This window comes from Marmoricola sp. RAF53 (genome assembly GCF_052114005.1).
Classification (GTDB): domain Bacteria; phylum Actinomycetota; class Actinomycetes; order Propionibacteriales; family Nocardioidaceae; genus Marmoricola.
Genome location: NZ_JBFRDX010000010.1, coordinates 114,279 through 139,177, shown reverse-complemented (window position 1 = coordinate 139,177; position 24,899 = coordinate 114,279). Strand labels below are relative to the sequence as shown.

General features: G+C 72.2%; 28 protein-coding genes. 15 read left to right on the top strand and 13 right to left on the bottom strand.

From position 1 onward, the window contains the following. The 5 genes from AB4Y76_RS11530 to ypfJ all read right to left on the bottom strand — a co-directional run. The coding region (locus tag AB4Y76_RS11530) for an aminotransferase class I/II-fold pyridoxal phosphate-dependent enzyme (RefSeq protein ID WP_441925312.1) at positions 1-941 on the bottom strand (941 nt) is incomplete at its 3' end. Beyond that, a complete protein-coding gene (locus AB4Y76_RS11525) occupies positions 938-2,221 on the bottom strand; it encodes an adenosylmethionine--8-amino-7-oxononanoate transaminase (protein WP_441925310.1) in 1,284 nt (427 codons plus the stop codon). The genes AB4Y76_RS11525 and AB4Y76_RS11530, both read right to left, overlap by 4 nt. Continuing rightward, a complete protein-coding gene (gene bsaP / locus AB4Y76_RS11520) occupies positions 2,218-2,406 on the bottom strand; it encodes a biotin synthase auxiliary protein BsaP (protein WP_441925308.1) in 189 nt (62 codons plus the stop codon). Before bsaP ends, AB4Y76_RS11525 begins: the two co-directional genes overlap by 4 nt. Before the next feature lie 20 nt (positions 2,407-2,426). Next, positions 2,427-3,467, bottom strand: coding sequence for a biotin synthase BioB (gene bioB / locus AB4Y76_RS11515; RefSeq protein WP_441925306.1), 1,041 nt, complete (start codon positions 3,465-3,467; stop codon positions 2,427-2,429). A 34-nt stretch (positions 3,468-3,501) separates the two neighbouring features. Beyond that, positions 3,502-4,422 carry a KPN_02809 family neutral zinc metallopeptidase gene (gene ypfJ, locus AB4Y76_RS11510; RefSeq protein WP_441925304.1) on the bottom strand — a complete coding sequence of 307 codons (921 nt, stop codon included), beginning with the start codon at positions 4,420-4,422 and terminating at the stop codon, positions 3,502-3,504. A 45-nt stretch (positions 4,423-4,467) separates the two neighbouring features. Between ypfJ and abc-f the strand changes: the two genes are divergently transcribed. Genes abc-f through AB4Y76_RS11490 form a run of 4 tightly spaced genes read left to right on the top strand, consistent with a single transcriptional unit; the run spans position 4,468 to position 9,620 of the window. Next, positions 4,468-6,066, top strand: a complete 1,599-nt coding sequence (abc-f, locus tag AB4Y76_RS11505; protein WP_441925302.1) for a ribosomal protection-like ABC-F family protein — start codon at positions 4,468-4,470, stop codon at positions 6,064-6,066. Positions 6,067-6,116: 50 nt separating this feature from the next. Next, positions 6,117-6,899, top strand: coding sequence for an enoyl-CoA hydratase/isomerase family protein (locus AB4Y76_RS11500; protein WP_441925300.1), 783 nt, complete (start codon positions 6,117-6,119; stop codon positions 6,897-6,899). Between the two features lie 46 nt (positions 6,900-6,945). Further along, a complete protein-coding gene (locus AB4Y76_RS11495; protein WP_441925298.1) occupies positions 6,946-8,880 on the top strand; it encodes an ABC transporter ATP-binding protein in 1,935 nt (644 codons plus the stop codon). Further along, on the top strand, positions 8,865-9,620 hold the full coding sequence (locus tag AB4Y76_RS11490; protein WP_441925296.1) for an SDR family oxidoreductase: 756 nt from the start codon (positions 8,865-8,867) through the stop codon (positions 9,618-9,620). The genes AB4Y76_RS11495 and AB4Y76_RS11490 overlap by 16 nt, the downstream gene beginning before the upstream one ends. 7 nt (positions 9,621-9,627) lie before the next feature. On the opposite strand, the gene AB4Y76_RS11485 is transcribed toward AB4Y76_RS11490, so the two are convergent. Continuing rightward, positions 9,628-10,401, bottom strand: coding sequence for an SURF1 family cytochrome oxidase biogenesis protein (locus tag AB4Y76_RS11485; protein WP_441925294.1), 774 nt, complete (start codon positions 10,399-10,401; stop codon positions 9,628-9,630). A 92-nt stretch (positions 10,402-10,493) separates the two neighbouring features. On the opposite strand from AB4Y76_RS11485, the gene moaA reads away from it, so the two are divergent. Next, positions 10,494-11,486, top strand: coding sequence for a GTP 3',8-cyclase MoaA (moaA, locus tag AB4Y76_RS11480; protein WP_441925292.1), 993 nt, complete (start codon positions 10,494-10,496; stop codon positions 11,484-11,486). A 20-nt stretch (positions 11,487-11,506) separates the two neighbouring features. Here moaA and AB4Y76_RS11475 read toward each other — a convergent pair whose 3' ends face one another. Together AB4Y76_RS11475 and AB4Y76_RS11470 are read right to left on the bottom strand one after the other, a co-directional pair. Beyond that, positions 11,507-11,731: an acetone carboxylase gene (locus AB4Y76_RS11475; protein WP_441925290.1), complete on the bottom strand. Its 225-nt coding sequence runs from the start codon at positions 11,729-11,731 to the stop codon at positions 11,507-11,509. Beyond that, positions 11,724-12,044 carry a DUF3099 domain-containing protein gene (locus tag AB4Y76_RS11470; RefSeq protein ID WP_441925288.1) on the bottom strand — a complete coding sequence of 107 codons (321 nt, stop codon included), beginning with the start codon at positions 12,042-12,044 and terminating at the stop codon, positions 11,724-11,726. Before AB4Y76_RS11470 ends, AB4Y76_RS11475 begins: the two co-directional genes overlap by 8 nt. Before the next feature lie 43 nt (positions 12,045-12,087). Between AB4Y76_RS11470 and AB4Y76_RS11465 the strand changes: the two genes are divergently transcribed. The 5 genes from AB4Y76_RS11465 (at position 12,088) to AB4Y76_RS11445 (ending at position 16,195) form a co-directional block, all read left to right on the top strand. Beyond that, positions 12,088-12,300 (top strand): dodecin, encoded by a 213-nt coding sequence (locus AB4Y76_RS11465; RefSeq protein ID WP_441925286.1) that lies wholly within the window; start codon positions 12,088-12,090, stop codon positions 12,298-12,300. Positions 12,301-12,524: 224 nt separating this feature from the next. Then, positions 12,525-13,229 (top strand): 3-oxoacyl-[acyl-carrier-protein] reductase, encoded by a 705-nt coding sequence (gene fabG / locus AB4Y76_RS11460; protein WP_441925284.1) that lies wholly within the window; start codon positions 12,525-12,527, stop codon positions 13,227-13,229. Further along, complete coding sequence (gene fabI / locus AB4Y76_RS11455) at positions 13,229-14,023, top strand: enoyl-ACP reductase FabI (protein WP_441925282.1); 795 nt, start codon at positions 13,229-13,231, stop codon at positions 14,021-14,023. Before fabG ends, fabI begins: the two co-directional genes overlap by 1 nt. Before the next feature lie 62 nt (positions 14,024-14,085). Continuing rightward, positions 14,086-15,603, top strand: a complete 1,518-nt coding sequence (locus tag AB4Y76_RS11450) for an MFS transporter (RefSeq protein ID WP_441925280.1) — start codon at positions 14,086-14,088, stop codon at positions 15,601-15,603. Between the two features lie 106 nt (positions 15,604-15,709). Further along, positions 15,710-16,195 carry a SixA phosphatase family protein gene (locus AB4Y76_RS11445; RefSeq protein ID WP_441925278.1) on the top strand — a complete coding sequence of 162 codons (486 nt, stop codon included), beginning with the start codon at positions 15,710-15,712 and terminating at the stop codon, positions 16,193-16,195. A 12-nt stretch (positions 16,196-16,207) separates the two neighbouring features. Here the strand turns inward: AB4Y76_RS11445 and serB are convergent, their stop codons facing one another. Together serB and AB4Y76_RS11435 are read right to left on the bottom strand one after the other, a co-directional pair. After that, complete coding sequence (gene serB, locus AB4Y76_RS11440; protein WP_441925276.1) at positions 16,208-17,440, bottom strand: phosphoserine phosphatase SerB; 1,233 nt, start codon at positions 17,438-17,440, stop codon at positions 16,208-16,210. Further along, a complete protein-coding gene (locus AB4Y76_RS11435; protein ID WP_441925274.1) occupies positions 17,437-18,165 on the bottom strand; it encodes a hypothetical protein in 729 nt (242 codons plus the stop codon). The genes serB and AB4Y76_RS11435 overlap by 4 nt, the downstream gene beginning before the upstream one ends. A 72-nt stretch (positions 18,166-18,237) precedes the next feature. Here AB4Y76_RS11435 and AB4Y76_RS11430 point away from each other — a divergent pair, with 72 nt between their 5' ends. The 4 genes from AB4Y76_RS11430 to AB4Y76_RS11415 are packed head-to-tail and all read left to right on the top strand — an operon-like array spanning position 18,238 to position 21,456. Continuing rightward, positions 18,238-19,041, top strand: a complete 804-nt coding sequence (locus AB4Y76_RS11430; RefSeq protein ID WP_441925272.1) for an ABC transporter ATP-binding protein — start codon at positions 18,238-18,240, stop codon at positions 19,039-19,041. Positions 19,042-19,050: 9 nt separating this feature from the next. Continuing rightward, complete coding sequence (locus tag AB4Y76_RS11425) at positions 19,051-19,521, top strand: NfeD family protein (protein WP_441925270.1); 471 nt, start codon at positions 19,051-19,053, stop codon at positions 19,519-19,521. Positions 19,522-19,564: 43 nt separating this feature from the next. Continuing rightward, positions 19,565-20,695: an SPFH domain-containing protein gene (locus tag AB4Y76_RS11420; protein WP_441925268.1), complete on the top strand. Its 1,131-nt coding sequence runs from the start codon at positions 19,565-19,567 to the stop codon at positions 20,693-20,695. Next, on the top strand, positions 20,692-21,456 hold the full coding sequence (locus tag AB4Y76_RS11415) for a sulfite exporter TauE/SafE family protein (RefSeq protein WP_441925266.1): 765 nt from the start codon (positions 20,692-20,694) through the stop codon (positions 21,454-21,456). The genes AB4Y76_RS11420 and AB4Y76_RS11415 overlap by 4 nt, the downstream gene beginning before the upstream one ends. Before the next feature lie 259 nt (positions 21,457-21,715). Here AB4Y76_RS11415 and AB4Y76_RS11410 read toward each other — a convergent pair whose 3' ends face one another. From AB4Y76_RS11410 to AB4Y76_RS11400, 3 genes are read right to left on the bottom strand one after another with little or no spacing between them, the layout of a single operon-like run. Beyond that, entirely contained in the window at positions 21,716-22,072 is a 357-nt protein-coding gene (locus AB4Y76_RS11410; RefSeq protein ID WP_441925264.1) for a hypothetical protein, read from the bottom strand. 23 nt (positions 22,073-22,095) lie between these two features. Then, complete coding sequence (locus AB4Y76_RS11405) at positions 22,096-23,094, bottom strand: alpha/beta hydrolase (RefSeq protein WP_441925262.1); 999 nt, start codon at positions 23,092-23,094, stop codon at positions 22,096-22,098. Then, positions 23,075-23,602 carry a YbhB/YbcL family Raf kinase inhibitor-like protein gene (locus AB4Y76_RS11400; RefSeq protein WP_441925260.1) on the bottom strand — a complete coding sequence of 176 codons (528 nt, stop codon included), beginning with the start codon at positions 23,600-23,602 and terminating at the stop codon, positions 23,075-23,077. Before AB4Y76_RS11400 ends, AB4Y76_RS11405 begins: the two co-directional genes overlap by 20 nt. A 70-nt stretch (positions 23,603-23,672) precedes the next feature. Between AB4Y76_RS11400 and cobA the strand changes: the two genes are divergently transcribed. After that, a complete protein-coding gene (gene cobA, locus AB4Y76_RS11395; protein WP_441925258.1) occupies positions 23,673-24,899 on the top strand; it encodes a uroporphyrinogen-III C-methyltransferase in 1,227 nt (408 codons plus the stop codon).

The following is a 24,899-nucleotide window of genomic DNA, read 5'->3' as shown; positions in this document are numbered from 1 at the left end:
GGCATCGGGACGGCGAGCACCGCGCCGGCGACCGGCGGGACCCCGCAGGCCTCGGCGAGCGTCGCCGCCACCTCGCGGACCCGGGCGACCCGTGCGGGCTCCTCGGCGACGACGGCGAGCGCCTCCAGCGCCGCTCCGGTGGCGGCCGGGGCCAGCCCGGTGTCGTAGATGAACGGGCGGGCGGTGTTGACCAGGTGCTCGCGGACCGCCGGCGTGGACAGGACGGCACCGCCCTGGGAGCCCAACGACTTGCTCAGCGTCAGTGTGCCGATCACGTGGTCGGTGCCGCCCAGGCCCGCCTCGTGCAGCAGGCCCTGGCCGCGGGGCCCGCAGACCCCGAGCGCGTGCGCCTCGTCGGCGACCAGGACCGCGTCGTGGCGGGCGCAGGCCTCGGCGAGCGCGGCCACCGGTGCGGCGTCGCCGAGCACCGAGTACACGGTCTCGACCAGGACGAGGGCCCGCGGCCGGGTCCGCGCGCCGAGGGCTGCCTCGACGGCGGCGACGTCGTTGTGCGGGACGACCTGGACGGTGCCGCGGGACAGCCGGCAGGCGTCGATCATCGAGGCGTGCACGTGGGCGTCGGAGACGATCAGGGTGTCGGCGTCGGCGAGCGCGGCGACCGCCGCGAGGTTCGCGTGGTAGCCGGTCGAGAAGGCCAGCGCGGCCGGGAACCCGGTGAAGGCGGCCAGGGCCGTCTCGAGCTCCTCGTGGACGGAGAGCGTGCCGGTGACCAGCCGGGACGCGCCCGCGCCGCCGCCGTGGGCCAGTGCGGCGTCCGCCGCCGCCCGGACCACCCGGGGGTGCCGGGAGAGCCCCAGGTAGTCGTTGCCGGCCAGGTCGATCATCGGACCGGCGGTGTCGCTGGCGACCAGCCGCCGGGTCAGGCCCGCCGCCTCCCGGGCCGCGGCCCGCTCGGCGAGCCAGTCGGTGAAGCTGCTCATCCGTGCACCTCGTCCACGGCACCGATCATCGCAGCAGTGATGGTCGCGACGTCCTCCGCGGTGCTCACGTACGGCGGCATCGTGTAGACCAGGTTCCGGAACGGCCGGACCCAGACCCCGCGGTCCAGCGCCGCGGCGGTGACCCGGGCGACGTCGACGGGCTCCCACAGCTCCAGGACCCCGACGGCACCGATCGTGCGGACGTCGGCGACGGCCCGGTGGCCGACCGCGGGCGACAGGCCGGTCCGCAGCAGGTCCCCGACGATCCGTACGTCGTCCGCCGCGCCACGCGACTCCAGCAGGTCCAGGCTGGCCGACGCGACCGCGCAGGCCAGCGGGTTCGCCATGAAGGTCGGGCCGTGCATCATCGCCCGCGCCGGGCTGGCGTCCACCCGGGCCGCCACCTCCGCGCTGGTGATCACCGCCGCCAGGGTCAGGTAGCCGCCGGTGAGCGCCTTGCCGACGCAGAGGATGTCCGGGGTCACCCCGGCGTGCCCGGTCCCGGCCCACAGCGGACCGGTCCGCCAGAAGCCGGTCGCGATCTCGTCGAAGATCAGCAGCGCCCCGTGCGCCCGGGCCAGCGCGGCCAGGTGCTGCACTGCCTCGGGGTCGTAGACGTGCATCCCGCCGGCGCCCTGGAGCAGCGGCTCGACGACCACCGCGGCGATCTCGTCGGCGTGCTGCTCGAACAGGGCGGTGGTGCTCGCCTTCCAGTCGTCGAGCGGCTCACCCCGGCGCGGCGGACGGTCCGCGAAGACGTGCTCGATGAGCAGGCCGCCGTACATCGAGTGCATCCCGCCCTCGGGGTCGGTGACGCTCATCGGGGAGAAGGTGTCGCCGTGGTAGCCGCCGCGGATCGTGAACATCTTGGTGCGGGTCAGGCCGTCGGCCGCGTGCGCCTGCCAGGCCATCTTCATCGCGACCTCGACCGAGACCGAGCCGGAGTCGGCGAAGAACACCTTGTCCAGGCCCTCGGGAGCGAGTCGGACCAGCCGGCGACCGAGCTCGACGGCCGGCTCGTGGGTGAGCCCGCCGAACATCACGTGGCTCATCGCGTCCAGCTGTTTGCGCACCGCCGCGTCGAGCTCCGGGACGGCGTACCCGTGGATCGCGCACCACCACGAGGACATCGCGTCCACGACCTCGACCTCGCGGCCGTCGCGGTCCAGCCGCAGCCGGGTCCCGGACGCCGAGAGCACCGGGTAGACCGGCGACGGCGCGGTCATCGAGGAGTACGGGTGCCACAGGTGGTCCCGGTCGAACGTGAGCAGGTCGGTCATGGAGAGACGATTTCCCCGTGCTCCACACATCGGGCCGTCCACGAGGTCGGCGACACCTGGACCTGCATCCGGCGGCGGCAGTGCGTGCAGAAGCGGGGCGGCTCCATCCGGAGACGCTCGGCGCAGGCCTCGTGGCCGCGGGCGTCGAGCGCCTCGCCGCAGTGCCCGCAGTACTGGTCGGTCACGACAGTGTCGGCTCCCGGGCTCACAGGCTGCTGCTGAGCGCCTTGATCGGCATCTTGAGGTCCTCCAGGAGGGCGAGGTCCTCCTTCGGGTCCCGGCCCAGCGTGGTCAGGTAGTTGCCGACGATGACCGCGTTGATGCCACCGAGCAGGCCGTCGCGGGTGCCCAGGTCGCCCAGGGTCAGCTCGCGGCCGCCGGCGTACCGGAGGATCGTGCGGGGCAGCGCCAGCCGGAACGCCGCGATGGTGCGCAGCGCCTCGGTGGACTCCATCAGCGGCAGGTCGCCGAACGGGGTGCCCGGACGCGGGTTGAGGAAGTTCAGCGGGACCTCGTCGGGCTGGAGCTCGCCGAGCTGCGCGGCCAGCTCGGCGCGCTGCTCCACGGTCTCGCCCATGCCCACCAGACAGCCGCAGCACAGCTCCATGCCGGACTCGCGGACCATCAGGCAGGTGTCCCAGCGCTCCTCCCAGGAGTGCGTGGTGACGACCTGCGGGAAGAAGCTCTTCGCGGCCTCGAGGTTGTGGTTGTAGCGGTGCACGCCCATCTCGACGAGCTGGTCGACCTGCTCCTGGGTGAGCATGCCGAGGGAGGCGGCGACCTCGATGTCGACGGCCTCCTTGATCGCCTTCACGCCGTCGCGCATCTGGGTCATCAGGCGCTCGTCCGGGCCGCGGACCGCGGCGACGATGCAGAACTCCGACGCGCCGGTGGCGGCGGTCTGCTCGGCGGCCTTGACCAGCTCGGGGATGTTCAGCCAGACCGAGCGCACCGGGGAGGTGAACTGGCCGGACTGGGAGCAGAAGTGGCAGTCCTCGGGGCAGCCGCCGGTCTTGATCGAGACGATGCCCTCGACCTCGACCTCCGGGCCGCACCACTTCATCCGGACCTCGTGCGCGAGCGCGAGCAGGTCGGTCAGCGCCTCGTCGGAGGTGCGCATCACGCGGAGGATCTGCTCCTCGGTGAGCGGTACGCCGCGCTCCAGCACCTGCTCCCGGGCGATCGCGAGGATCTCCTGGTCCTCCGGCGTACCGGCGTGCTTGGTCTCGGGGGCGGCGGTGGACATGCGTCTCCTCGGTGCTGTTCGGGGTGGGGCCTGCTCAGAGCGCCCCGGGGGCGAAGGTGTTGCAGGCCCGCAGGGACCCTTCCTCCAGACCCACATTGAACCAGTGCTCCCTCTGGGCCGATGACCCGTGGGTCCACACCTCAGGATTGACCCGGCCGGAGGACTGCTGCTGGATCCGGTCGTCACCCACCGCCTGGGCGGCGTCGATGGCCCGGGAGATGTCGTCGGCGTTCAGGTCCTCGATGATCCTGTTGCCGTCCTGGTCCACTGTCTGCTGGGCGTCCTTGGCCCACATCCCGGCCAGGCAGTCGGCCATCAGCTCGACCTTCACGCCGTCGCTCCTGGGGCCCTGCTGGGTCCGCATCCTGCCGAGGATCCCGAGCTGGTTCTCGACGTGGTGGCCGTACTCGTGGGCGACGACGTACCCGATCGAGAACGGGCCGCCCTTCGCCCCGAGGTCGCCCTCGAGCATCTGGTCGAAGAAGGTGGAGTCCAGGTACACAGTGGTGTCGTTGGGGCAGTAGAACGGGCCCATCGCGGAGGCGGCCGGGCCGCACCCGGAGTCCGTCTGGCCGCCGAAGACGACTGACTTGATCGGCTGGTACTGCCCGTTCGCCTGCTCCGGGAAGGTCTTGGTCCAGTAGTCCTGGACCGACTTCGTGAACAGCGCGACCGCGCACTTGTCGGAGGCGTTGGCCTGCTCGCCGGTCTGGCAGGACGTCTGGTCGCCCCCGCCGTCGCCGCTGCTCCCGGTCAGGCCGCCGAGACCACCGCCGAGCATCTGGCTGGCGAAGAAGACCAGCAGGGCGACCACGATCGTGCCCAGGGTGATCTTCCCTCCGCCGCCGGAGGGGAGCGGCAGGCGCATCCCGCCACCGCCGAACCCGCCGCCGCTCCGGCCGGAACGGTCGTCGAACTGACTCTGGTCGACGCGTGCCTTCGGGTTGAAGCGCATCCCGGGTCCTCTCGCTCGTCCCTGGTTCCGTAGACTAGTGCTCCCGTGATCACCGCAAACCGCCTCGAAGTCCGCGCAGGGGCCCGCCTCCTGATGGAGAACGTCACCTTCCGGATCGCGACCGGCGACAAGATCGGTCTCGTCGGGCGCAACGGAGCCGGCAAGACGACGCTCACCAAGGTGCTGTCCGGCGAGGCGCTGCCCGCCTCCGGCACGGTGACCAACAGCGGCACGCTCGGCTACCTGCCGCAGGACCCGCGCACCGGCGATCCCGAGGTCCTCGCCCGCGACCGGATCCTCTCGGCGCGCGGCCTCGACAGCGCCGTACGCCGGCTCCGCGAGGCCGAGGAGCAGATGGCCTCGGAGGACCCGGAGATCCACGAGCTCGGCATGAAGCGGTACGGGAACGCCGACGCCGCCTTCCACGCCGCCGGCGGGTACGCCGCCGAGTCGGAGGCCGCCCAGATCGCGGCCGGCCTCGGCATCGAGGAGCGGCTCCTCGGACAGCAGCTCAAGACGCTGTCGGGTGGTCAGCGGCGCCGGATCGAGCTCGCCCGGATCATCTTCTCCGGCGCGGACATCCTGATCCTGGACGAGCCGACCAACCACCTCGACGCCGACTCGGTCGTCTGGCTGCGGCAGTTCCTGGCCAACTTCAACGGCGGCCTGGTCGTGATCAGCCACGACGTCGAGCTGCTCGAGGCCTGCGTCAACAAGGTGCTCCACCTGGACGCGAACCGCGCCGAGGTCGACGTCTACAACATGACCTGGAAGAACTACCTCCAGCAGCGCGAGAACGACGAGCACCGCCGCAAGCGGGAGCGCGCGAACGCCGAGAAGACGGCCGAGACGCTGCTGGCGCAGGCCAACAAGATGCGCGCCAAGGCGAGCAAGGCCAAGGCCGCCCAGTCGATGATCAAGCGCGCCGAGAAGATGATGGACGGTCTGGAGAGCGTCCGCGCCGCGGACAAGGTCGCCAAGATCAAGTTCCCGGAGCCGGCTCCCTGCGGCAAGACCCCGCTGATGGCGGAGGGCCTGTCGAAGTCCTACGGCTCGCTGGAGGTCTTCACCGACGTGGACCTGGCCATCGACAAGGGCTCCCGCGTCGTGATCCTCGGCCTCAACGGTGCCGGCAAGACCACGATGCTGCGGATCCTCGCCGGCGTCGACAAGGGCGACACCGGCACGGTGCTGCCCGGGCACGGGCTGAAGATCGGGTACTACGCCCAGGAGCACGAGACCCTCGACACCTCGCGGACCGTGCTGGAGAACATGCGGACCTCGGCTCCCCAGCTGACCGACTCCGAGGCCCGCTCGGTGCTCGGCTCGTTCCTGTTCAGCGGAGACGACGCCACCAAGCCCGCCGGGGTCCTCTCCGGTGGCGAGAAGACCCGGCTCGCGCTCGCGATCCTGGTCGTCTCCTCGGCGAACGTGCTGCTGCTCGACGAGCCGACCAACAACCTGGACCCGGCCTCGCGCGAGGAGGTGCTGACCGCGATCCGCTCCTACCAGGGGGCGATCGTGCTGGTCACCCACGACGAGGGCGCGGTGCAGGCCCTGGAGCCGGACCGGGTGCTGCTGCTGCCGGACGGCGACGAGGACCTCTGGTCCGCCGACTACCTCGACCTCATCAGCCTCGCCTGACGCGGCACCTGGCTGGCGTGACCGTCGGTGGGCCGAACTAGGGTTCGCTCATGCTTCCCGACGCTGACGCCCTGGCCGCCGCCCGCCTGTCGCTGAGGATCGACGGTGCCGTCGCCACGATCACGCTGGACGCGCCGGACAAGCGCAACGCCCAGGTGCCGTCGCTGTGGCACCGGCTCGCCGAGATCGGCGCCGGGCTGGGCGAGGAGATCCGGGTGGTGGTCCTCAAGGGCGCCGGGGACTGCTTCTCCGCCGGTCTCGACCTGGGCCTGCTCAGTCCCGACGGGGTCCCGGGCGAGGACTCGACCCTGGAGCTCACCCGGACGTCGGACCAGAACATCATCGACACCATCGGCGGCTACCAGGAGGGCTTCACCTGGCTGCACGACCCGCGGTTCATCACGATCGCCCAGGTGCACGGGTTCGCGATCGGCGCGGGATTCCAGCTCGCCCTGGCCTGCGACCTGCGCGTGCTCGCCGACGACGCCTGGCTGTGCATGAAGGAGCCGGCGCTGGGCCTGGTCCCCGACCTCGCGGGAACAAAGCCCCTCGTCGATCTTGTTGGCTACGCGAGGGCACTGGAGATCTGTGCCACCGCCCGCCGGGTCACCGCCACCGAGGCCGCCGAGATCGGTCTCGCCACGGCCGTGGTCCCGGCAGCGGAGCTGGAGGAGACCACCGCCGACCTGGTGGCGGCACTGCTCGCGAACGACGCGGGAGCCGTCCGGGAGACGACGGCACTGCTCCGGTCGGCGCGGGACGAGGACCTCGACAGCCAGCGGCTGCTGGAGCGGACCGCGCAGGTACGCCGGTTCCGGGCGCTGCTCGGGTGACCGGCCCGGGGGAGCCCACGGCCCGAGGCCGTACGGAAGGAACGCGATGAGCGGAATGAGCCCGATGATGGCGGCGATGCGGGCGATGCGCACCGACCCGTCGGTCGTCGACCAGAAGGTCACCCGGCGGACGCTGCTGCGCGTCCTCGGCTTCGCCCGGCCGCACCGCCGGCTGATCGCCGGCTTCCTGGTCTTCGTCGTCCTCGACGCCATGCTCGTGGTGGTCACGCCCTTGCTGGTCAAGCGGCTGCTCGACGACGGCATCCTGAAGGGCGACGGCCAGGTCGTCACCATGGTCGCGATCGCGATGGCGGTGGTCGCGGTGTTCGACGCCGTCCTCGGCGTGGGCAGCGGCTACCTGTCCTCCAAGATCGGCGAGAACCTGATCTTCGACCTCCGCACGAAGGTCTTCGGCCACGTGCAGCGGATGTCGCTGGCGTTCTTCACCCGGACCCAGACCGGCGCCCTGGTCTCCCGCCTCAACAACGACGTGATCGGCGCGCAGCGGGCCTTCACCTCGACGCTCTCGAGCACCGTCTCCAACACGATCTCCGTGGTCGTCGTCGGGTTCGCGATGCTGGCGCTCTCCTGGCAGATCACGCTGGCCTGCCTCGCGCTGTTCCCGATCCTGCTCCTCGCCTCACGCTGGGTCGGCAGCCGGCTCAGCGGCCTCACCCGGGCGCAGATGGACGGCAACGCGCAGCTCGGCAACCTGATGACCGAGCGGTTCAACGTCGGCGGCGCGATGCTGCTCAAGCTCTTCGGCCGCCGCGAGGACGAGGACGCCCGGTACGCCGAGAAGGCCACCGTGGTCCGTGACCTCGGCATCCGGATCTCGCTGGTCACCCGGGTCTTCGCCGCCATCATGATGCTGATCCCGGCGCTCGCGACCGCGCTGGTGTGGGGGATCGGCGGACACCTGGTCATCGACACCGACCTCACCGTCGGCACCCTGACCGCGCTCGCCACCCTGCTGCTGCGGCTGCTCGGCCCGCTCCAGGGCCTGTCGAACGTCCGCGTCGACGTGATGACCGCGCTGGTCAGCTTCGACCGCGTCTTCGAGGTGCTGGACCTGCCGTCGATGGTCCAGGAGAAGCCCGGGGCCGTCGTGCTCCCGGGCGGCCGGGCCACCCTGGAGTTCGACGAGGTCGGCTTCACCTACCCGAAGGCCGAGGAGGTGTCGCTGGCGAGCCTGGAGTCGATCGCGCGCACCGAGTCGCGCGACCACGCCCAGGTCCTCGACGGCGTCTCGTTCCGGGCCGAGCCCGGCCAGATGATCGCGCTCGTCGGGCCCTCCGGCGCCGGCAAGACCACGATGACCCACCTCGTCGCCCGGCTCTACGACGTCAGCGCCGGTGTCGTGAAGGTCGGCGGGTACGACGTCCGCGACCTCACCCTGCAGTCCCTGGAGAGCGCCGTCGGGTACGTGACCCAGGACGCGCACATGTTCCACGACACGATCCGGGAGAACCTGCGCTACGCCCGTCCCGGCGCGACCGACGAGGAGATCTGGTCCGCGCTCGAGACCGCCCAGATCGGTGCGCTGGTGCACGCCATGCCGGACGGCCTCGACACCGTCGTCGGCGACCGCGGCTACCGGCTCTCCGGTGGCGAGCGGCAGCGCCTGGCGATCGCCCGGCTGCTGCTCAAGGCCCCGTCGATCGTGGTCCTGGACGAGGYCACCGCGCACCTCGACTCGGAGTCCGAGCACGCGGTGCAGGTGGCGCTCGACCGGGCCCTGGAGGGGCGCACCGCGCTGGTGATCGCGCACCGGCTCTCGACCGTGCGGCACGCCGACCAGATCCTCGTCGTCGAGCACGGCCGGATCAGCCAGAGCGGGACCCACGAGCAGCTGCTCGCCCTGGGCGGCACCTACGCCGACCTCTACGCCACCCAGTTCCGGGCCGACCGGCACCAGGTAGATCCCGACACGATCGACGCCACCTACGCAGCCGAGGGAGAGACATGGACACAGGTCTGAGCGGCAAGGTCTTCCTGGTCACCGGCGGCACCCGCGGGCTCGGCCGCGCCACCGCGGAGGCGCTGGTGGCCGAGGGTGCCCGCGTCGTGCTCACCGGGCGCGACGAGGCCCGGGTCGCCGAGGCCGCCGCGGCGCTCGGGGAGAACGCTCTCGGCGTGGTCGCCGACAACGGCGACCCTGCCGCCGCCGAGCGGCTGGTCGCGGCCGCGGTCGATCTCTTCGGCCGGCTCGACGGTGCGCTGGTCTCGGTCGGCGGCCCGCCGACGGGCACCGTCCTGGGGACGCCGGACGAGGCCTGGAGCGCCGCGTTCGACTCGGTCTTCCTCGGCGCGGTCCGGGTCGCCCGTGCGGTCGCCGGCGCGCTGGAGGGGCCGGGATCGATCGCGTTCGTGCTCTCCAGCTCGGTGCGCGCGCCGCTGGCGAACCTGGCGATCTCCAACGGGCTCCGCCCCGGGCTCGCGATGGTCGCCAAGACGCTGGCCGACGAGCTCGGCCCGCGCGGGATCCGGGTCAACGGCCTGCTGCCGGGACGGATCGGGACCGAGCGTGTCGCCGAGCTGGACGCCGGCACCGGGGACGCAGAACGTGCCCGCGAGCAGGCGATCACGACGATCCCGCTCGGCCGCTACGGGGACCCGGCGGAGTTCGCGGCCGCGGCGGTCTTCCTGCTGGGCGACCAGTCCTCGTTCGTCACCGGCGTGATGCTGCCGGTCGACGGCGGCATGCTGCGCGCCCTCTGACCCTCGGTCAGACGCCGCTGGTGGTCTCGGCGGGGGCGTCCGGGGCGGGCGCCCCGTCCTCCTGGGCGCGCTTCCACTCGTCGTACGCGAGGTAGCCGAAGCCGAAGATCGCCAGCGCTCCGAAGAACCACCACTGCAGCCCGTAGAAGAAGTGCGGGCCGTTGCTGGTGTCGTCGGGGAGCTCGACCGCGGTCAGCGGCTTCTCCGGGGCCGGCGCCTCGGTGTGCAGGTCCAGGAACCCGCCGTACACGGGGTAGGGCAGCGCCTTCGCGGCCTCCTCGCTGGAGACGGCCCGGGTGGAGAGGTCGTCGACGCGGGCGGCACGCCCGGTCGCGTCCGCCCGGACCCAGCCGATCACCGTGACCGGCCCGTCGGTGACGGCGGGCGTCCGCGGGCGCTTCGAGCCGTCGTTCTCGGTCGGGATCCAGCCGCGGTCCACCAGGACGGCGGCACCGTCGCCGGTGACCAGCGGTGTCACCACGTCCACGCCGGCGGCCCCCTCACGGGTCTGGTACTTGAGCACGATCGTGTGCTCGTCGTCCCAGGTGCCGTGGACGACGACGCGGCGCCACTCCGACTCCGGGTCGACCGGCTTGCCGACGCGCAGGACCTCGTCCGCGGCGACCGGTGCGCGGTCCAGGTTCCGGGCCACCAGGGCGTTCTCCGCCTTGCGGTCGTCGAGCCGGTGGAACTGCCACTGGCCGAGCAGCGTGGCCAGGTACGCGAGCGCCGCCACGACCAGCGCGAACAGGACCCAGCGACGGGTGAACAGGAACCTCACCCGGYGAGATTAGCCAGCGGCACCGAACCGCCTACGGGCGGGCCCGCGAGATCCCCGCGGAAGTGTGGGCGGTCACACCTAGACTGGACAGCATGCAGCCGCTGGCAGACAGTCACGGTCGGGTCGCGACGGATCTCCGGGTCTCGTTGACCGACCGCTGCAACCTGCGCTGCACCTACTGCATGCCGGCCGAGGGGCTGGACTGGCTGCCGCACGAGGAGACCCTCACCGACGACGAGGTCGTCCGGCTGATCGGGATCGGGGTCGGCCTCCTCGGCGTCACCGAGGTCCGGTTCACCGGGGGAGAGCCGCTGCTGCGCCGGGGCCTTCCCGACATCGTGCGGCGGACCAAGGAGCTCCACCCGAGCCCCGAGGTCTCGCTCACCACCAACGGGCTCGGACTGAGCCGGACGGCGACCGCGCTCCGCGACGCCGGCCTCGACCGGGTCAACGTCAGCCTCGACACCGCCCGGCGTGAGGACTTCGCCCGGATCACGCTGCGGGACCGGTTCGACGACGTGGTCGCCGGCATCGACGCCGCCCGGGCCGCCGGGCTGGACCCGGTGAAGGTCAACGCGGTCCTGCTCCGCGGGATCAATGACGGCCAGGCGCCGGAGCTGCTGGGCTGGTGCCTGGACCGCGGCCTGCACCTGCGGTTCATCGAGCAGATGCCCCTCGACGCCCAGCACGCCTGGCAGCGCGAGCAGATGGTCACCGCCGACGAGATCCTGGACTCGCTCGCGGCGCACTACGACCTCGCCCCGGCGCCGACGGCCCGGGGGAGCGCGCCGGCCGAGGAGCTGCTGGTCGACGGCGGTCCGCTGACGGTCGGCGTGATCGCCTCGGTCACCCGGCCGTTCTGCGGCAGCTGCGACCGGGTCCGGCTGACGGCCGACGGCCAGATCGTGAACTGCCTGTTCTCCCGCGACGAGTCCGACCTCCGGACGCCGCTGCGGGCCGGCGCCGACGACGCCGAGCTCGCCGAGCTCTGGGTCAAGGCGATGGCGGCCAAGCTGCCGGGCCACGGCATCGACGACCCGTCGTTCCTCCAGCCGACCCGGCCGATGTCGGCGATCGGCGGCTGAGCGCCCCGGTCGAGCGGGGCTCAGCCCTGGTGCGGGACGACGTCCTTGAGGAACTGACGGGCGCCGAGGAAGTCGCTCAGCGATCCCTTGTGCTCGTCGCAGGCCAGCCAGACCTTGCGGCGCTCCGGGGTGTGCAGCTTCGGGTTGTTCCAGAGCAAGTCCCAGGCGGCGGGCGCGGTGCAGCCCTTCGCGGAGCAGGTCGGGTCGGGTTCGTTCTCGGGCTCGGTGTCGAGGTGCTCAGTCATCGTGGGAGGAGTCTCCCGGACCCAGCTCGCGGTGGGTGAAACCGGGGTCGACCGGCGTACCGCCGATGCGCGGGCTGGCGCTGTTGGCGATCACGACGGAGATCAGCGGCAGCAGGAACGAGGCGAGCATGAGAATCGCCGAGGCCACCCAGGACCACTGGAAGACCACGATCGCGCCGATGAAGCAGGCGGTGCGGACCGCCATCGACACCAGGTAGCGGCGTTCCCGGTGGTCGATCTCGTCGAACCGGCTGGTCGGCGCGCTGGTGATCTCGACGACCGGGTCGTCGTCCCGCTTCCTGCGCTCAGCCATACCTCGATCGTACGTCGCTGCTCCTCGTGGCATCCTGTGCCCCATGAGCAATCGCACCTACCGCGTCACCGAGATCGTCGGCACCTCGCCCGAGGGGATCGACCAGGCCGTCCGCAACGGCATCGAGCGGGCCACCAAGACCCTGCGGCACGTGGACTGGTTCGAGGTGACCCAGGTTCGCGGCCAGGTGAAGGACGGCACCGTCGAGCACTTCCAGGTGGGCATGAAGGTAGGTTTCCGCCTCGAAGACGACTGACCTGGACGCCGAGACGCGGCCCCTGGCCGCGTTGTTCGTCGGTCGACGGCCGCTTCGCTCCGAGGCCGCCTTCCCTCCTCCGCCTTGCCAGCGACCAGGTCTCGACGCCCAGGCGACGCGTGTTGTCGGATATCTACAACCACCGCGCGGATTGCTTGTGCGTTGCGCGCGCGCAGTGATTCCTGTTTGGCGGTAGCCGACAGAAGTTGGCTAGTTTCGGGGCCATGAGCAGATCGGTTCTCGTCACCGGCGGCAACCGCGGCATCGGCCGCGCCATCGCCGAGGCGTTCCTCGCGCAGGGGGACAAGGTCGCCGTCACCAGCAGGAACGGGGAGGCGCCCGAGGGTGCCTTCGCGGTCCCGTGCGACGTCACGGACACCGCCTCCGTCGACGCGGCCTTCGCCGCCGTCGAGGAGCACCAGGGGCCGGTCGAGGTGCTGGTCGCCAACGCCGGCATCACCCGCGACACCCTGGTCCTGCGGATGAGCGAGGACGACTGGTCCGCCGTCATCGACACGAACCTGACCGGTTCGTTCCGGGTCGCCAAGCGAGCGGCCAAGGGGATGCTCCGGCTCAAGCGCGGCCGGATCGTGTTCATCTCCAGCGTGGTCGGCCTGCTCGGGTCCCCGGGCCAGGTCAACTACGCCGCGTCCAAGTCGGGCCTGGTCGGGATGGCGCGCTCGCTGGCGCGCGAGCTCGGCAGCCGGTCGATCACCGCGAACGTGGTCGCGCCCGGCTTCATCGAGACCGACATGACCGCGGTGCTCCCCGAGGAGCAGCAGGCGGCCTACCGGAACCAGATCCCGCTCGGCAGGATGGGATCGACCGCAGAGATCGCGAGCGCGGTGACGTGGCTCGCCTCCGACAACGCCGGCTACGTCACCGGGGCCGTGATCCCGGTCGACGGCGGCCTGGGAATGGGGCACTGATGACCGAGACGAACGTGAACCCGAACGGCATCCTGGCCGGGAAGCGGATCCTCGTCACCGGCGTGACCATGGACTCCTCGATCGGCTTCGCCGTGGCCAAGGTGGCGCAGGAGCAGGGCGCGACCGTGCTGATCTCCAACTTCGGACGGGCGATGGGCATCACCCGCCGGATCGCTGGCCGGCTCCCCGTGGCGCCGCCGGTCCTGGAGCTCGACGTGACCGACGAGGAGCACCTCGCCGGCCTCGCCGACGCGGTCCGCGAGCACGTCGACGGCCTCGACGGGGTGGTCCACTCGATCGCGTACGGCAACCCGGAGACGCTGCTCGGTGGCGACTTCGTCGGCGGGCCGTGGCCGGACGTGGCCCAGGCGGTCCAGGTCTCGGCGTACTCGCTGGCCTCGCTCAGCCAGGCGTGCCTGCCGCTGATGACCTCGGGCGGCTCGGTCGTCGGACTGACCTTCGACGCGACCGTCGCCTGGCCGTCGTACAACTGGATGGGCGTGGCCAAGGCCGGCCTGGAGTCCTGCTCGCGCTACCTGGCCCGCGACCTCGGCCCGCGCGGCATCCGGGTCAACCTGGTCAGCGCCGGCCCGCTGAAGACGCTCGCGGCGAAGGCGATCGCGGGCTTCGAGCAGCTCGAGTCCGGCTGGGACGAGCGCGCCCCGCTCGGCTGGGACAACGCCGACCAGACGCCGACCGCCAAGGCCGTGGTCGCGCTGCTCTCCGACTTCTTCCCGGCCACGACGGGCGAGATCGTGCACGTCGACGGCGGCTACCACGCGATGGGTGCCTGAATCTTCGGCGCAGCCGTGAGGAGGGCGCGCGCAGCGCCCGTCTCGACGGGTACCGTCCTGCGGTGACCTCCTCCGCACCGGCAGGCGCCGGCGAGCTCCTCGAGCTCGGGTCCCGGCAGGGCCGGTTCGCGCTGGCGACCGTGATCATCGGCTCCGGCATCGCGATGCTGGACGGCACGGTGGTCAACATCGCCGTCCGCACGATCGGCGAGGACCTCGACGCCGGGCTGAGCCAGGTGCAGTGGGTGCTCAACGGCTACCTGCTGGCCCTGGCGTCGCTGATCCTGGTGGGCAGCGCACTGGGGGACCGGCACGGCCGGAAGCGGATGTACCTGGCCGGGATCGTCGGCTTCGGCCTGACCAGCGTCGCGTGCGCGTTCGCCCGTACGCCGGAGCAGCTGATCGCCTTCCGGGTGCTGCAGGGCGTCGCCGCGGCGCTGCTCACCCCGGGCTCCCTGGCCCTGATCCAGGCGAGCTTCCGGCCCGAGGACCGGGCGCCCGCGATCGGGCGCTGGGCCGGGATCGCCGGCGTCGCGACCGCGGTCGGGCCGTTCCTCGGCGGTTTCCTGGTGGAGAACGTCGGCTGGCGGTGGATCTTCCTCATCAACGTCCCGCTCTGCGTGCTCGTGCTGTGGCTGGCCCGGTGCGTGCCGGAGTCGCGCGACGAGGAGGAGACCGGGCCCTTCGACGTCGCCGGGGCCGTGCTCACCGTGGTCACCCTCGGCCTGCTCACCTTCCTGCTCACCTCGTGGCCGGAGCTGAGCACTCCGGTCGCGGTCGGCGGCGTGGTCGTCACCGCACTCGCGATCGCGGCGTTCGTCCGGCTGGAACGGCGTCCGGGCGCGATGGTGCCGCTGGAGCTGTTCTCCTCCCGGGTGTTCACCGCGGCCAACCTGATGACCTTCCTGGTGTACGGCGCCCTGGGTGCGGTGATCTTCCTGCTGGTGCTGCAGCTCCAGGTCACGGCCGGCTACACGCCGTTGGAGGCCGGGGTCTCGACGCTCCCGATCACCATCTCGATRCTGCTGTTCTCCTCGCGGGCGGCCTCGCTCTCGGCGCGGATCGGCCCGCGGCTGCCGATGACCATCGGTCCGCTGCTCTGCGCGTCGGGGGTCCTGCTGCTCGCGTTCATCGGCGAGGACGCGTCGTACGTGGTGCACGTGCTGCCCGGGATGACCCTGTTCGCCGCGGGCCTGACCCTGCTGGTCTCGCCGCTCACCACCGCGGTCCTCGCGGCGGCGCCGGACCGGCACGCCGGGGTCGCCAGCGGTGTGAACAACGCGGTCGCCCGCGCCGGGTCGCTGCTCGCGGTCGCGGCGCTCCCGGCGATCGTGGGGCTCTCGGGCGACGACTACCAGGACCCGGTCGCGCTCACGGCGGCGTTCCGCAGCGGCCAGCTGCTCTGCGCGGTGCTTCTCGCCGGTGGCGGGGTGGTCTCGTGGTTCGGGCTGTCGCCGGGCGCGGTGACCGCGCCCGGCGCCGACGGCGCCGAGGCGGCCGACGTGAGCACGGAGCCGGAGGACGACGAGGACTGGGACGACGACGCGTGGGACGAGGAGGAGTGGGGCACCGACGGGTGAGACGTGGCCCACTCGGGACGCGGAACTGGCCGTTAGTGCCATGACACGTCCGCGAGTGGCCTGCGAGAGTAGTGCGGTGGACCAGACATCTCGGACACTCGTCATCATGCGGCACGCGAAGGCGGAGGCCTTCGCGCCCACCGACCACGAGCGGGTGCTGACCGAGCGCGGCATCGCCGACGCGACGGACGCCGGCCGCTGGGCGCGCGACGCGGGCGTCCTCCCCGACCAGGCGCTGGTCTCCTCGGCGGCGCGCACCCAGGAGACCTGGGACGCCTTCTGCGAAGGGGCCGGCTGCCAGGCCGAGGCCGTCGTCGACCCCGGGATCTACACGGCGGGCACCGACGCGGCGCTGGAGATCCTGCGCACCGTGGACGACGACGTCACCCGGCTGATGATCGTCGGCCACAACCCGACGATGGCCTCGCTGGTGCTGATGCTCGACGACGGCGAGGCCGACCCCGAGGTCTTCGGGCGGATCGCCTCCGGGTACCCGACCTCAGCGCTGGCCGTCCTGGAGGTCTCCTGCACCTGGGCCGACCTCGACGTCGCCGGCGCCCGGATCCGCGACGTGCACGTCGGCCGCGGCTGACCACGTCGGGGTTCAGTCCAGCGGTGGCGCGGGCGTGACGATCCCGACAGCCGCGTCGGCGGCCTCGATCTCCTCGCGGCTGATGCCGAGCAGGTACATGACGGTGTCGAGGTAGGGCACGTTCACGGCGGTGTGCGCCGCCTGCTGCACCAGCGGCTTGGCGTTGAACGCGATGCCGAGCCCGGCGGCGCCGAGCATGTCGAGGTCGTTGGCGCCGTCGCCGATGGCGATGGTGGCGGACTCGGCGACCCCGACCTCCGCGGCGAACCGGCGCAGTGCGCGGGCCTTGCCGGCACGGTCGACGATCTCGCCCACGACCCGGCCGGTGAGCCTGCCGTCGACGATCTCGAGCTCGTTGGCCGCGGCGAAGTCGATCCCGAGGTCGGCGGCGAGCCGGTCGGTGATCTGGGAGAAGCCGCCGGAGACGATCGCGAACCGGTAGCCGAGCCGCTTCAGGGTCCGCACGGTGGTCCGGGCACCCGGCGCGAGCACCAGGTCCTCGTAGACCCGGTCGATCGCCGCGGCGTCCAGGCCCTCCAGCAGCGCGACCCGCGCGGTCAGGCTCTCCGCGAAGTCGAGGTCGCCGCGCATGGCGGCGTCGGTGACCCGGGCGACCTCCTCCTCGCAGCCGGCGTGCGCGGCGAGCATCTCGATCACCTCGCCCTGGATCAGCGTCGAGTCGACGTCCATCACGATCAGGCGCATGCCGTGCCGGAGCAGGCCGGCGGACTGGACGGCCACGTCGATGCCCTGCCGGGCGGCCTCCTCGGCGAGGATCGTGCGGAGCTTCTCCGGGTCGGTGCCGGAGACGTGCAGGTCGATGGCGGTCACCGGGTAGCGCGCCATCCGCTCGATCCGGTCGATGTTGGCGCCGACATCGGCGATCCGCCCGGCGATCGCGGCCACCTGGGCGGAGCGCAGCGGGGTGCCGAGCACGGTGACGTGGCTGCGGCCCGTGGGCCGGTGCTTGTTGTCGCCGGCGCCGCGCTCGACCTCGACGGTCATGTCGAGCTCGGCGGCGACCTTCTCGACGGCGTCGCGCAGCGGCTTCCAGTCGCGCGGTGCCGTGACCAGCAGGCCGAGGATGAGCCGGCCGCGGAGCACGATCTGCTCGATGTCGACGACCTCGACCGAGAACCGGGCCAGCGTGGCGAACACCGTCGAGGTGACCCCCGGGCGGTCCTTGCCGGTGAGGGTGATCAGCAGGGTCTTGGGGCGTTCTTCCGCCGGCAGCGCGTCGCTCATGACGGGCTGAGGCTATCGGAGCAGAGCGCCACGACGGCGCGCCGGGCCGCTCGGTCCAGATCCGTGAGACAGCGGCGGCGTGCGTCCATCTCGTGCGCCGTCACCGCTCCGCCGTGGTCGTCCAGGGCCAGGGCGACGATCTCGGCGCACAGCGCGGCGCGCTCCAGCGCCTCGGCGCGGGCCGCGGGCAGACCGGGCGGGACCGGCAGGCCGTCGCGGTGCCGCAGGTTGAGGAGCAGGTCGGGGATCTCGGGCTGCCAGGAGGCGAYGTCGAGCCGGACGAGCTCGGCGGTGGTGGTGAGCAGCGTCGCGCGCAGGGTCGCGGCCGCCTCGCCCGGATCCAGCGGCGGCGGTACGGCGGCCGGCGCGGCCTGCCAGAGCACGGTCCGCGCGTCGGTGACCGGGACCAGCCCGACCGGGGCGGGCCCGTCGACGAGCACGGCCTCGCCCGCCTCCAGCGCGCGACCGTTGAAGTCGGCCGGACCCGCGAGCCCGAGCGGGTCGCCGGACACCGGGAGGGCGAGCCGTACCGAGGTCGCGGCCGCACGCCGGCAGGCCCCCGGGAGCAGGGCCGGCCCGAACGGCTCCGGCGCGTCCGGCCAGCCCACGACGAGGTGCTGCGGCGCGTCCCCGAGGACGGCGTCGGCCAGGTCGTCGGGGCCGACCGAGCCGCGCAGGCTGGCGCTCAGCCAGAGGGCCAGCACGGCGCTGTCGGGAAGGGACACAACGGCGAGGGTAGTCACGCTAGGTTGGGGGCGGATTTGCAGGACTGCCCCCGACCAGCCGCTGAGGGATTCATGAACACCGTGCTCGAGCTCGTCGACGTGAGCGTCCGACGAGGAGAGGCGACACTGCTCGACCGGGTCAGCTGGACCGTGGTCGAGGGAGACCGGTGGGTGGTGCTCGGCGCCAACGGAGCCGGGAAGACGACGCTCGTGCAGCTCTGCTCGGCGCAGCTCTACCCGACCAGCGGCACGGCGAGCATCCTCGGCGAGACGCTCGGTGCCGTCGACGTCTTCGACCTCCGCCCCCGGATCGGCTTCACCAGTGCGGCGATCGCCGACCGGATCCCGCGCGACGAGCGGGTCCGCGACGTCGTGGTGACGGCGTCGTACGCGGTGGTGGGCCGGTGGAACGAGGAGTACGACGACCTCGACCACGAGCGGGCCCGCGACCTGCTGATCGAGGTGGGCGCCGCCAAGCTGGCCGACCGCACCTTCGGCACCCTGAGCGAGGGGGAGCGCAAGCGGGTCCAGATCGCCCGCGCGCTGATGACCGATCCCGAGCTGCTCGTCCTCGACGAGCCGGCCGCCGGGCTCGACCTGGGCGGCCGCGAGGACCTGGTCTCGACGATGAGCGTGCTGGCCAACGACCTGCTCTCCCCGGCGATCGTGCTGGTCTCCCACCACGTCGAGGAGGTGCCGCCCGGGTTCACCCACGCGCTGATGCTGCGCGAGGGCCGGGTGGTGGTCGCCGGACCGATCGACGAGGTGATGACCGCGGAGAACCTGTCCGCGACCTTCGGCATGTCCCTGCAGCTCAGCATCGAGGACGGCCGGTACGCCGCTCGCCGGCGCACCCGCCGGCACCGGAACGGCTAGGGTCTCGCCATGGACTGGATCAACGACCACGCCGCGGCCTCCTGGCTGATGGTCGCGATCGCGCTGGCGGCGCTGGAGCTGCTCAGCATGGACCTGATCCTGATCATGCTGGCCGCGGGCGCCCTGGTCGGCATGGTCGTCGCCCTGCTCGGCGGCCCGTTCCTGCTCTGCCTGGTCTGCGCCGTCGCCGCCTCGGTCGGGCTGCTCGCCCTGATCCGCCCGGCGCTGGTGCACCGGCTGCACGCCGGCCCGGACCTGAAGGTCGGACCGGAGGCGCTGATCGGCAAGAGCGGCCTGGTCCTGGAGCCGGTGGCGAACTTCACGCCCGGCCGGGTGAAGATCGGCGGCGACATCTGGACGGCCAAGCCCTTCGACGAGGACGACCAGATCGAGGTAGGGACGCACGTCGAGGTCGTCACGATCAAGGGCGCCACGGCGTACGTGCTCCGCAGCAAGGCACCGCAGCAGCCGGAGTCGTGACCGGGAACCGTTCTCGGCGGACTCCCCGACAAGAGGGGAACAGATGACAGCGTTCGTGTTCGCGTTCGTGGTGATCCTGATCCTGTTCGCGATCCTCGTGCTCGCGAAGACGATCCGGATCATCCCGCAGGCGCGTGCCGGCATCGTCGAGCGGTTCGGGAAGTACCGCGCGACGCTGGCGCCCGGGCTCAACGTGGTGGTGCCGTTCGTCGACACCGTGCGCTACGTGATCGACATGCGCGAGCAGGTGGTGAGCTTCCCGCCGCAGCCGGTGATCACCGAGGACAACCTCGTCGTCTCGATCGACACCGTCATCTACTTCCAGGTGACCGACCCGGTGGCGGCGACGTACGAGATCGCGAACTACATCTCCGCGATCGAGCAGCTGACCATGACGTCGTTGCGCAACATCGTCGGCGGCATGGACCTGGAGCAGACGCTGACGTCGCGCGAGGAGATCAACCGCGGCCTCTCCGCCGTCCTCGACGAGGCGACCGGGCGCTGGGGCGTCCGCGTCGGTCGCGTGGAGATCAAGGGCATCGACCCGCCGCCGTCGATCAAGGACGCGATGGAGAAGCAGATGCGTGCGGACCGTGACAAGCGCGCGATCATCCTGACCGCGGAGGGCGAGCGGCAGTCCGCGATCCTCACCGCCGAGGGCAACAAGCAGGCCGCGATCCTGAACGCGGAGGGCTTCCGGGAGGCGCTGATCCTCAACGCGCAGGGTGAGCGCGAGGCCGCGATCCTCAAGGCGCAGGGTGAGGGACAGGCGATCCTGACCGTCTTCCAGGCGATCCACGACGGCCAGCCCGACCAGTCGCTGCTGGCCTACCAGTACCTGCAGGCGATGCCGAAGCTGGCCGAGGGGACGGCGAACAAGGTCTGGATCCTGCCTTCGGAGTTCAGCCAGGCGCTGCAGGGGCTGGGAACGGCGTTCGGCCAGGCGGCAGGGGTTCCGCAGCACACCGACGGGCCGAAGGTCCGCGTCGACCTGGGTCCGTCGGAGCCGCAGGAGCCGACCGGCGACCCGTCGCTCTCGCAGGTGCACGAGGACGTGCAGCGGGCGATCCAGGCCGCGCAGGAGTCGACCACGGCGGCGACGCCTCCGATGCCTCCGGCTGCCCAGCCGCCTGCCCAGCCGCCCGCCGGCGGTGAGGAGCCTCCCGCGCAGTGAGCCTGTTCGAGGCCGTGGTGATCCTGCTCGCCGGGGTCGCCGCCGGCACCATCAACACCGTGGTGGGGTCGGGAACGCTGATCACGTTCCCGACCCTGCTGGCGTTCGGCGTCCCGCCGGTGACCGCCAACGTGTCGAACACCATCGGCCTGGTCCCGGGCTCGGTCTCCGGGGCGATCGGCTACCGGGCCGAGCTGCGCGGCCAGCGCGGCCGGCTGCTCCGGCTCGGTTCGGCCTCGGTGCTCGGCGGGATCACCGGCGCGGTGCTGCTGCTGGTGCTGCCCTCGGAGGCCTTCGACGCGATCGTGCCGGCGCTGATCCTGCTCGGCGTCACGCTGGTGATCCTCGGCCCTCGCATCTCCGCCTGGGTCGCGAAGCGGCACGAGCACCTGGGCGGCCTCCCGGAGCACGGGGCCCGCTGGGTGTGGCCGGCGGTGCTCGGGACCGGCGTGTACGGCGGCTACTTCGGCGCCGCGCAGGGGGTGCTGCTGCTCGCCGTCATGGGGATCGGCATCGACGACGACCTGCAGCGGATCAACGCCACCAAGAACGTGCTGGCCGCCCTGGTCAACGGCGTGGCCGCGGTCGTCTTCGTCTTCCGCGCCGACGTCGACTGGGCGATCGCCGGCCTGCTGGCGGTCGGGTCCGTCCTCGGCGGGCAGATCGGCGCCGGGGTGGGACGGCGGCTGCCGCCGAACGTGCTGCGCGCCTTCATCGTCGTCGTCGGGCTCGCCGCCTTCGTCTCGTTCCTCTGGGGCTGACGGGGCGCGGGTTCGCCCGGTTTGGCCCCGGTTGCTGCCGTTCTGGGATAGCGCACAGGCACACCACAGATGATCCGATCGGGCCATCACCCGCTGCCCTGACAGATCGTTAGACACCGTGTCCGGAGATCGCGGTGCTGCGGGACACGGACAGTGGGCGACAGGTCGGGGGACGAGTCGCCCGCCTCCCAGAGGCGCAAGGCCCGGTGGATTCTGCCGCCGGGCCTTGCGTCACTCCCGGGGTCACTCCCGGGGACGCTCAGGCGCGGATGAGCCCGATCGCACCGGCGACCACGGCGCCGAGGGCCGGGACGGTGAGTCCGACGGCGGTCGACCGGCTGACCGAGCCGTTGCGCAGGGCGTCGACGCCGGCGAACGCGTCGGCTGCGTCGACCGCGATGCCCAGGCCGATCAGCTTGCGCCGGGCCGAGCCCTTGGCGACCAGCGTGATCGCGCCGAGGGCGACCTCGCGGCTGCCGAACATCCGGGACATGTAGCCGAGCTGCGGGTTCGCGGCGGAGTCGAGGCGGAACAGCTTGCCGGCGAGCTCCGGCGAGGCGAGGGCGACGGTGCCGATGGCGATGCGCCCCAGGGCGAGACCGGTGACAGGGTTCATGGGCGAGACGTTAGTGCACCGGTTCAGCGGTCGACGTACGCCGCGAGGAACCGGTCGATCTCGCCGAGGACGGTGTCCCGGACCGGCTTCGCGGAGAGGAAGACGTCGTGCATCGCGCCCTCGACCTGGGCCACCGTGACGTGCCGTCCGAGCAGCGGTGCCCGACGGCGGATCTGCTCCACGTCGAGCACGATGTCGGTGGTCGTCACCGCCGGGTCGGACTGCACCTTCGGCTTGGTGGAGCGGGCCGAGGAGAGCACCAGGACGGGCGCCCGCACGTCGAGGCCGCGCGCGACCCGGAGCTGTCCGGAGCGCACGGCGGCGATCCACCCGGCGTAGATCGGCCAGGAGTCGAGCGGCTTCCAGGCGAGCTCGAAGTCCCACTCGCCGTGGTGGTCGCGGTGGAGGCTGCGGCCGTAGATGCCGTCGACCGTCCGGGGGATCTCCAGCATCGGGCGCCGCGGGCCGATCCGGCGGACCACGGGCACCGCCACCCTGCGGGTGAGGAGGTCGCCCTGGAAGTCGAGCCACGGGGCGTTGAGCACCATCCCGGCGTGCTCGATCCGCCGCTCCGTGGCCCACAACGGCACGATCAGGCCGCCGGTGGAGTGGCCCGAGAGCACCACGTGGTCGTAGTTGGCGGCGACCGCGTCGTAGGCCTGGTCGAGCTCCTCGTGGTACGCCGCCAGGTCGTCGACGTAGTTCGGGGTCTGGTGCGGCAGCAGCGACCGGCCGTACTTGCGCAGGTCCAGCGCGTAGAAGTCGTAGCCGCGCGCGCACCAGTAGTCGGCGAGCGGGCGCTGGAAGAAGTAGTCGCAGAACCCGTGGACGTGCAGGACGGCCTTGCCGGTCGGTGCCTCCGCGGGGCGGCGTACCAGGGTGGCGACGACGGCGCCCTCGGCGTCCGGGCGCAGGTGCAGCGTCCGGGCCGTGTACGGCGCTCCGAGGAGGTCCGGCTCGAACCCGCCGGACGCCTCGCCGGACGGGGTCCCGGACGGGGGTTCAGTGCTGGTAGGTGCCATGGAGGACGGCGCGCCCGAGGGTCTTGAACGCCAGGTTGAAGCTGACGACGGCCGGGGTGGCGTCGGAGTCGACGCCGAGCGACTCCTCCTTCACCGCGTGCACGACGAAGAAGTACCGGTGCACCTGGTCGCCGGCCGGGGGAGCGGCCCCCATGAACGCCTTCTGCCCGGCGTCGTTGCGGCACATGAAGGCGTTGCCCGGCAGCGCCGCGTCCGCGGCGCCGGCGCCGGCGTCCAGCGAGGTGACGTCGGCGGGCAGGTCGACCAGCACCCAGTGCCAGAAGCCCGACGGGGTCGGGGCGTCCGGGTCGAAGCAGGTGACCGTGAAGCTCTTCGTGCCCTCGGGCACGTCGGACCAGGAGAGCTGCGGTGAGGTGTTCCCGAACTCGGCGACCTGGGCGTCCTGGAGCGGCTGGCCGTCGGCGACGTCGGCACTGGTGACCGTGAACGAGGCGGTGGCCGGGAGGAGCGGGTACGGATCGGGCGTGACCGGGCGATCGAGGCTCATGCCCGTCAAGTTAGTCCGCAGGGTGAGCCCGCGTCACGCACCCGGGGAGGGTGTTCGGGAGAATGGCCCGGTGATCGACTTCCCCACGTACCCGTCCGGACTCCGCCTCGCCGGTCGGAAGGTGGTGGTCGTCGGCGGTGGCCAGGTCGCCCAGCGGCGGATCCCCGGCCTGATCAGCGCCGGCGCGGACGTGCTCGTGGTCGCGCTGGAGGTGACCCCGGCGATCGAGGGCCTGGAGGGTTCCGGCGAGATCACCTGGGCCGCGCGCGGGTTCGAGCCCGCCGACCTGGACGGCGCCTGGTACGTGATGGCCGCGACCGACGACCCGGAGGTCAACGCCGCGGTCGGCGCGGCCGCCGAGGAGCGGCACACCTTCTGCGTCCGCTCCGACGACGCCGAGGCCGCGACGGCGTGGACACCCGCGGTCGGGCGGCACGGTGCGGTCACGGTCGCCGTGCTGGGTGACCGCCGCGAGATCCGGGACTCGCGGCTGACGGCGGCCCTCCGCGACCGGATCGTGGAGCGGCTGCAGGACGGCACCTTCGAGTCCGCCCCGCACGCGCGCGTGCCCGGCGTGGTGCTGATCGGTGGCGGTCCCGGCGACCCGAACCTGATCACCCTGGCCGGACGCAGGGCGCTGATGGAGGCCGACGTCGTGGTCGCGGACCGGCTCGCCCCGCGCGAGCTCCTCGGCGAGCTCGGCCCGGACGTCGAGCTGATCGACGTCGCCAAGCTGCCGCGCGGCCGGTCCGCGCAGCAGGAGGAGATCAACCGGGTCATCGTCGAGGCGGCGCTGGCCGGCAAGCGCGTGGCCCGGTTCAAGGGCGGCGACAACTTCGTCTTCGGCCGCGGGTACGAGGAGATCCTCGCCTGTCGCGAGGCCGGCGTACCGGTCACGGTCATCCCCGGGATCAGCAGCCCGATCGCGGTCCCCGGGATCGCCGGCATCCCGGTGACGCACCGCGGCGTGACGCACGAGTTCACGGTCGTCTCCGGGCACCTGCCGCCGGGGCACCCGGAGTCGCTGGTGGAGTGGGACGGGATCGCGAAGCTCCGCGGCACCCTGGTGCTGATGATGGCGGTCGAGAACGCCCCGGCGATCGCCGCCGCCCTGCTCGAGCGCGGGAAGGACCCGGCCACCCCGGTCGCGGTCGTCTGCGACGGCACCATGCCCACCGAGCGGACCGTGCTCTCCTCGCTCGGCACCCTGGCGGCCGACCTCGAGCGCGAGCAGGTCAAGCCGCCGGCGATCATCGTCGTCGGCGACGTCGTCCGGGTCGCCCACCCCGAGGCCTGA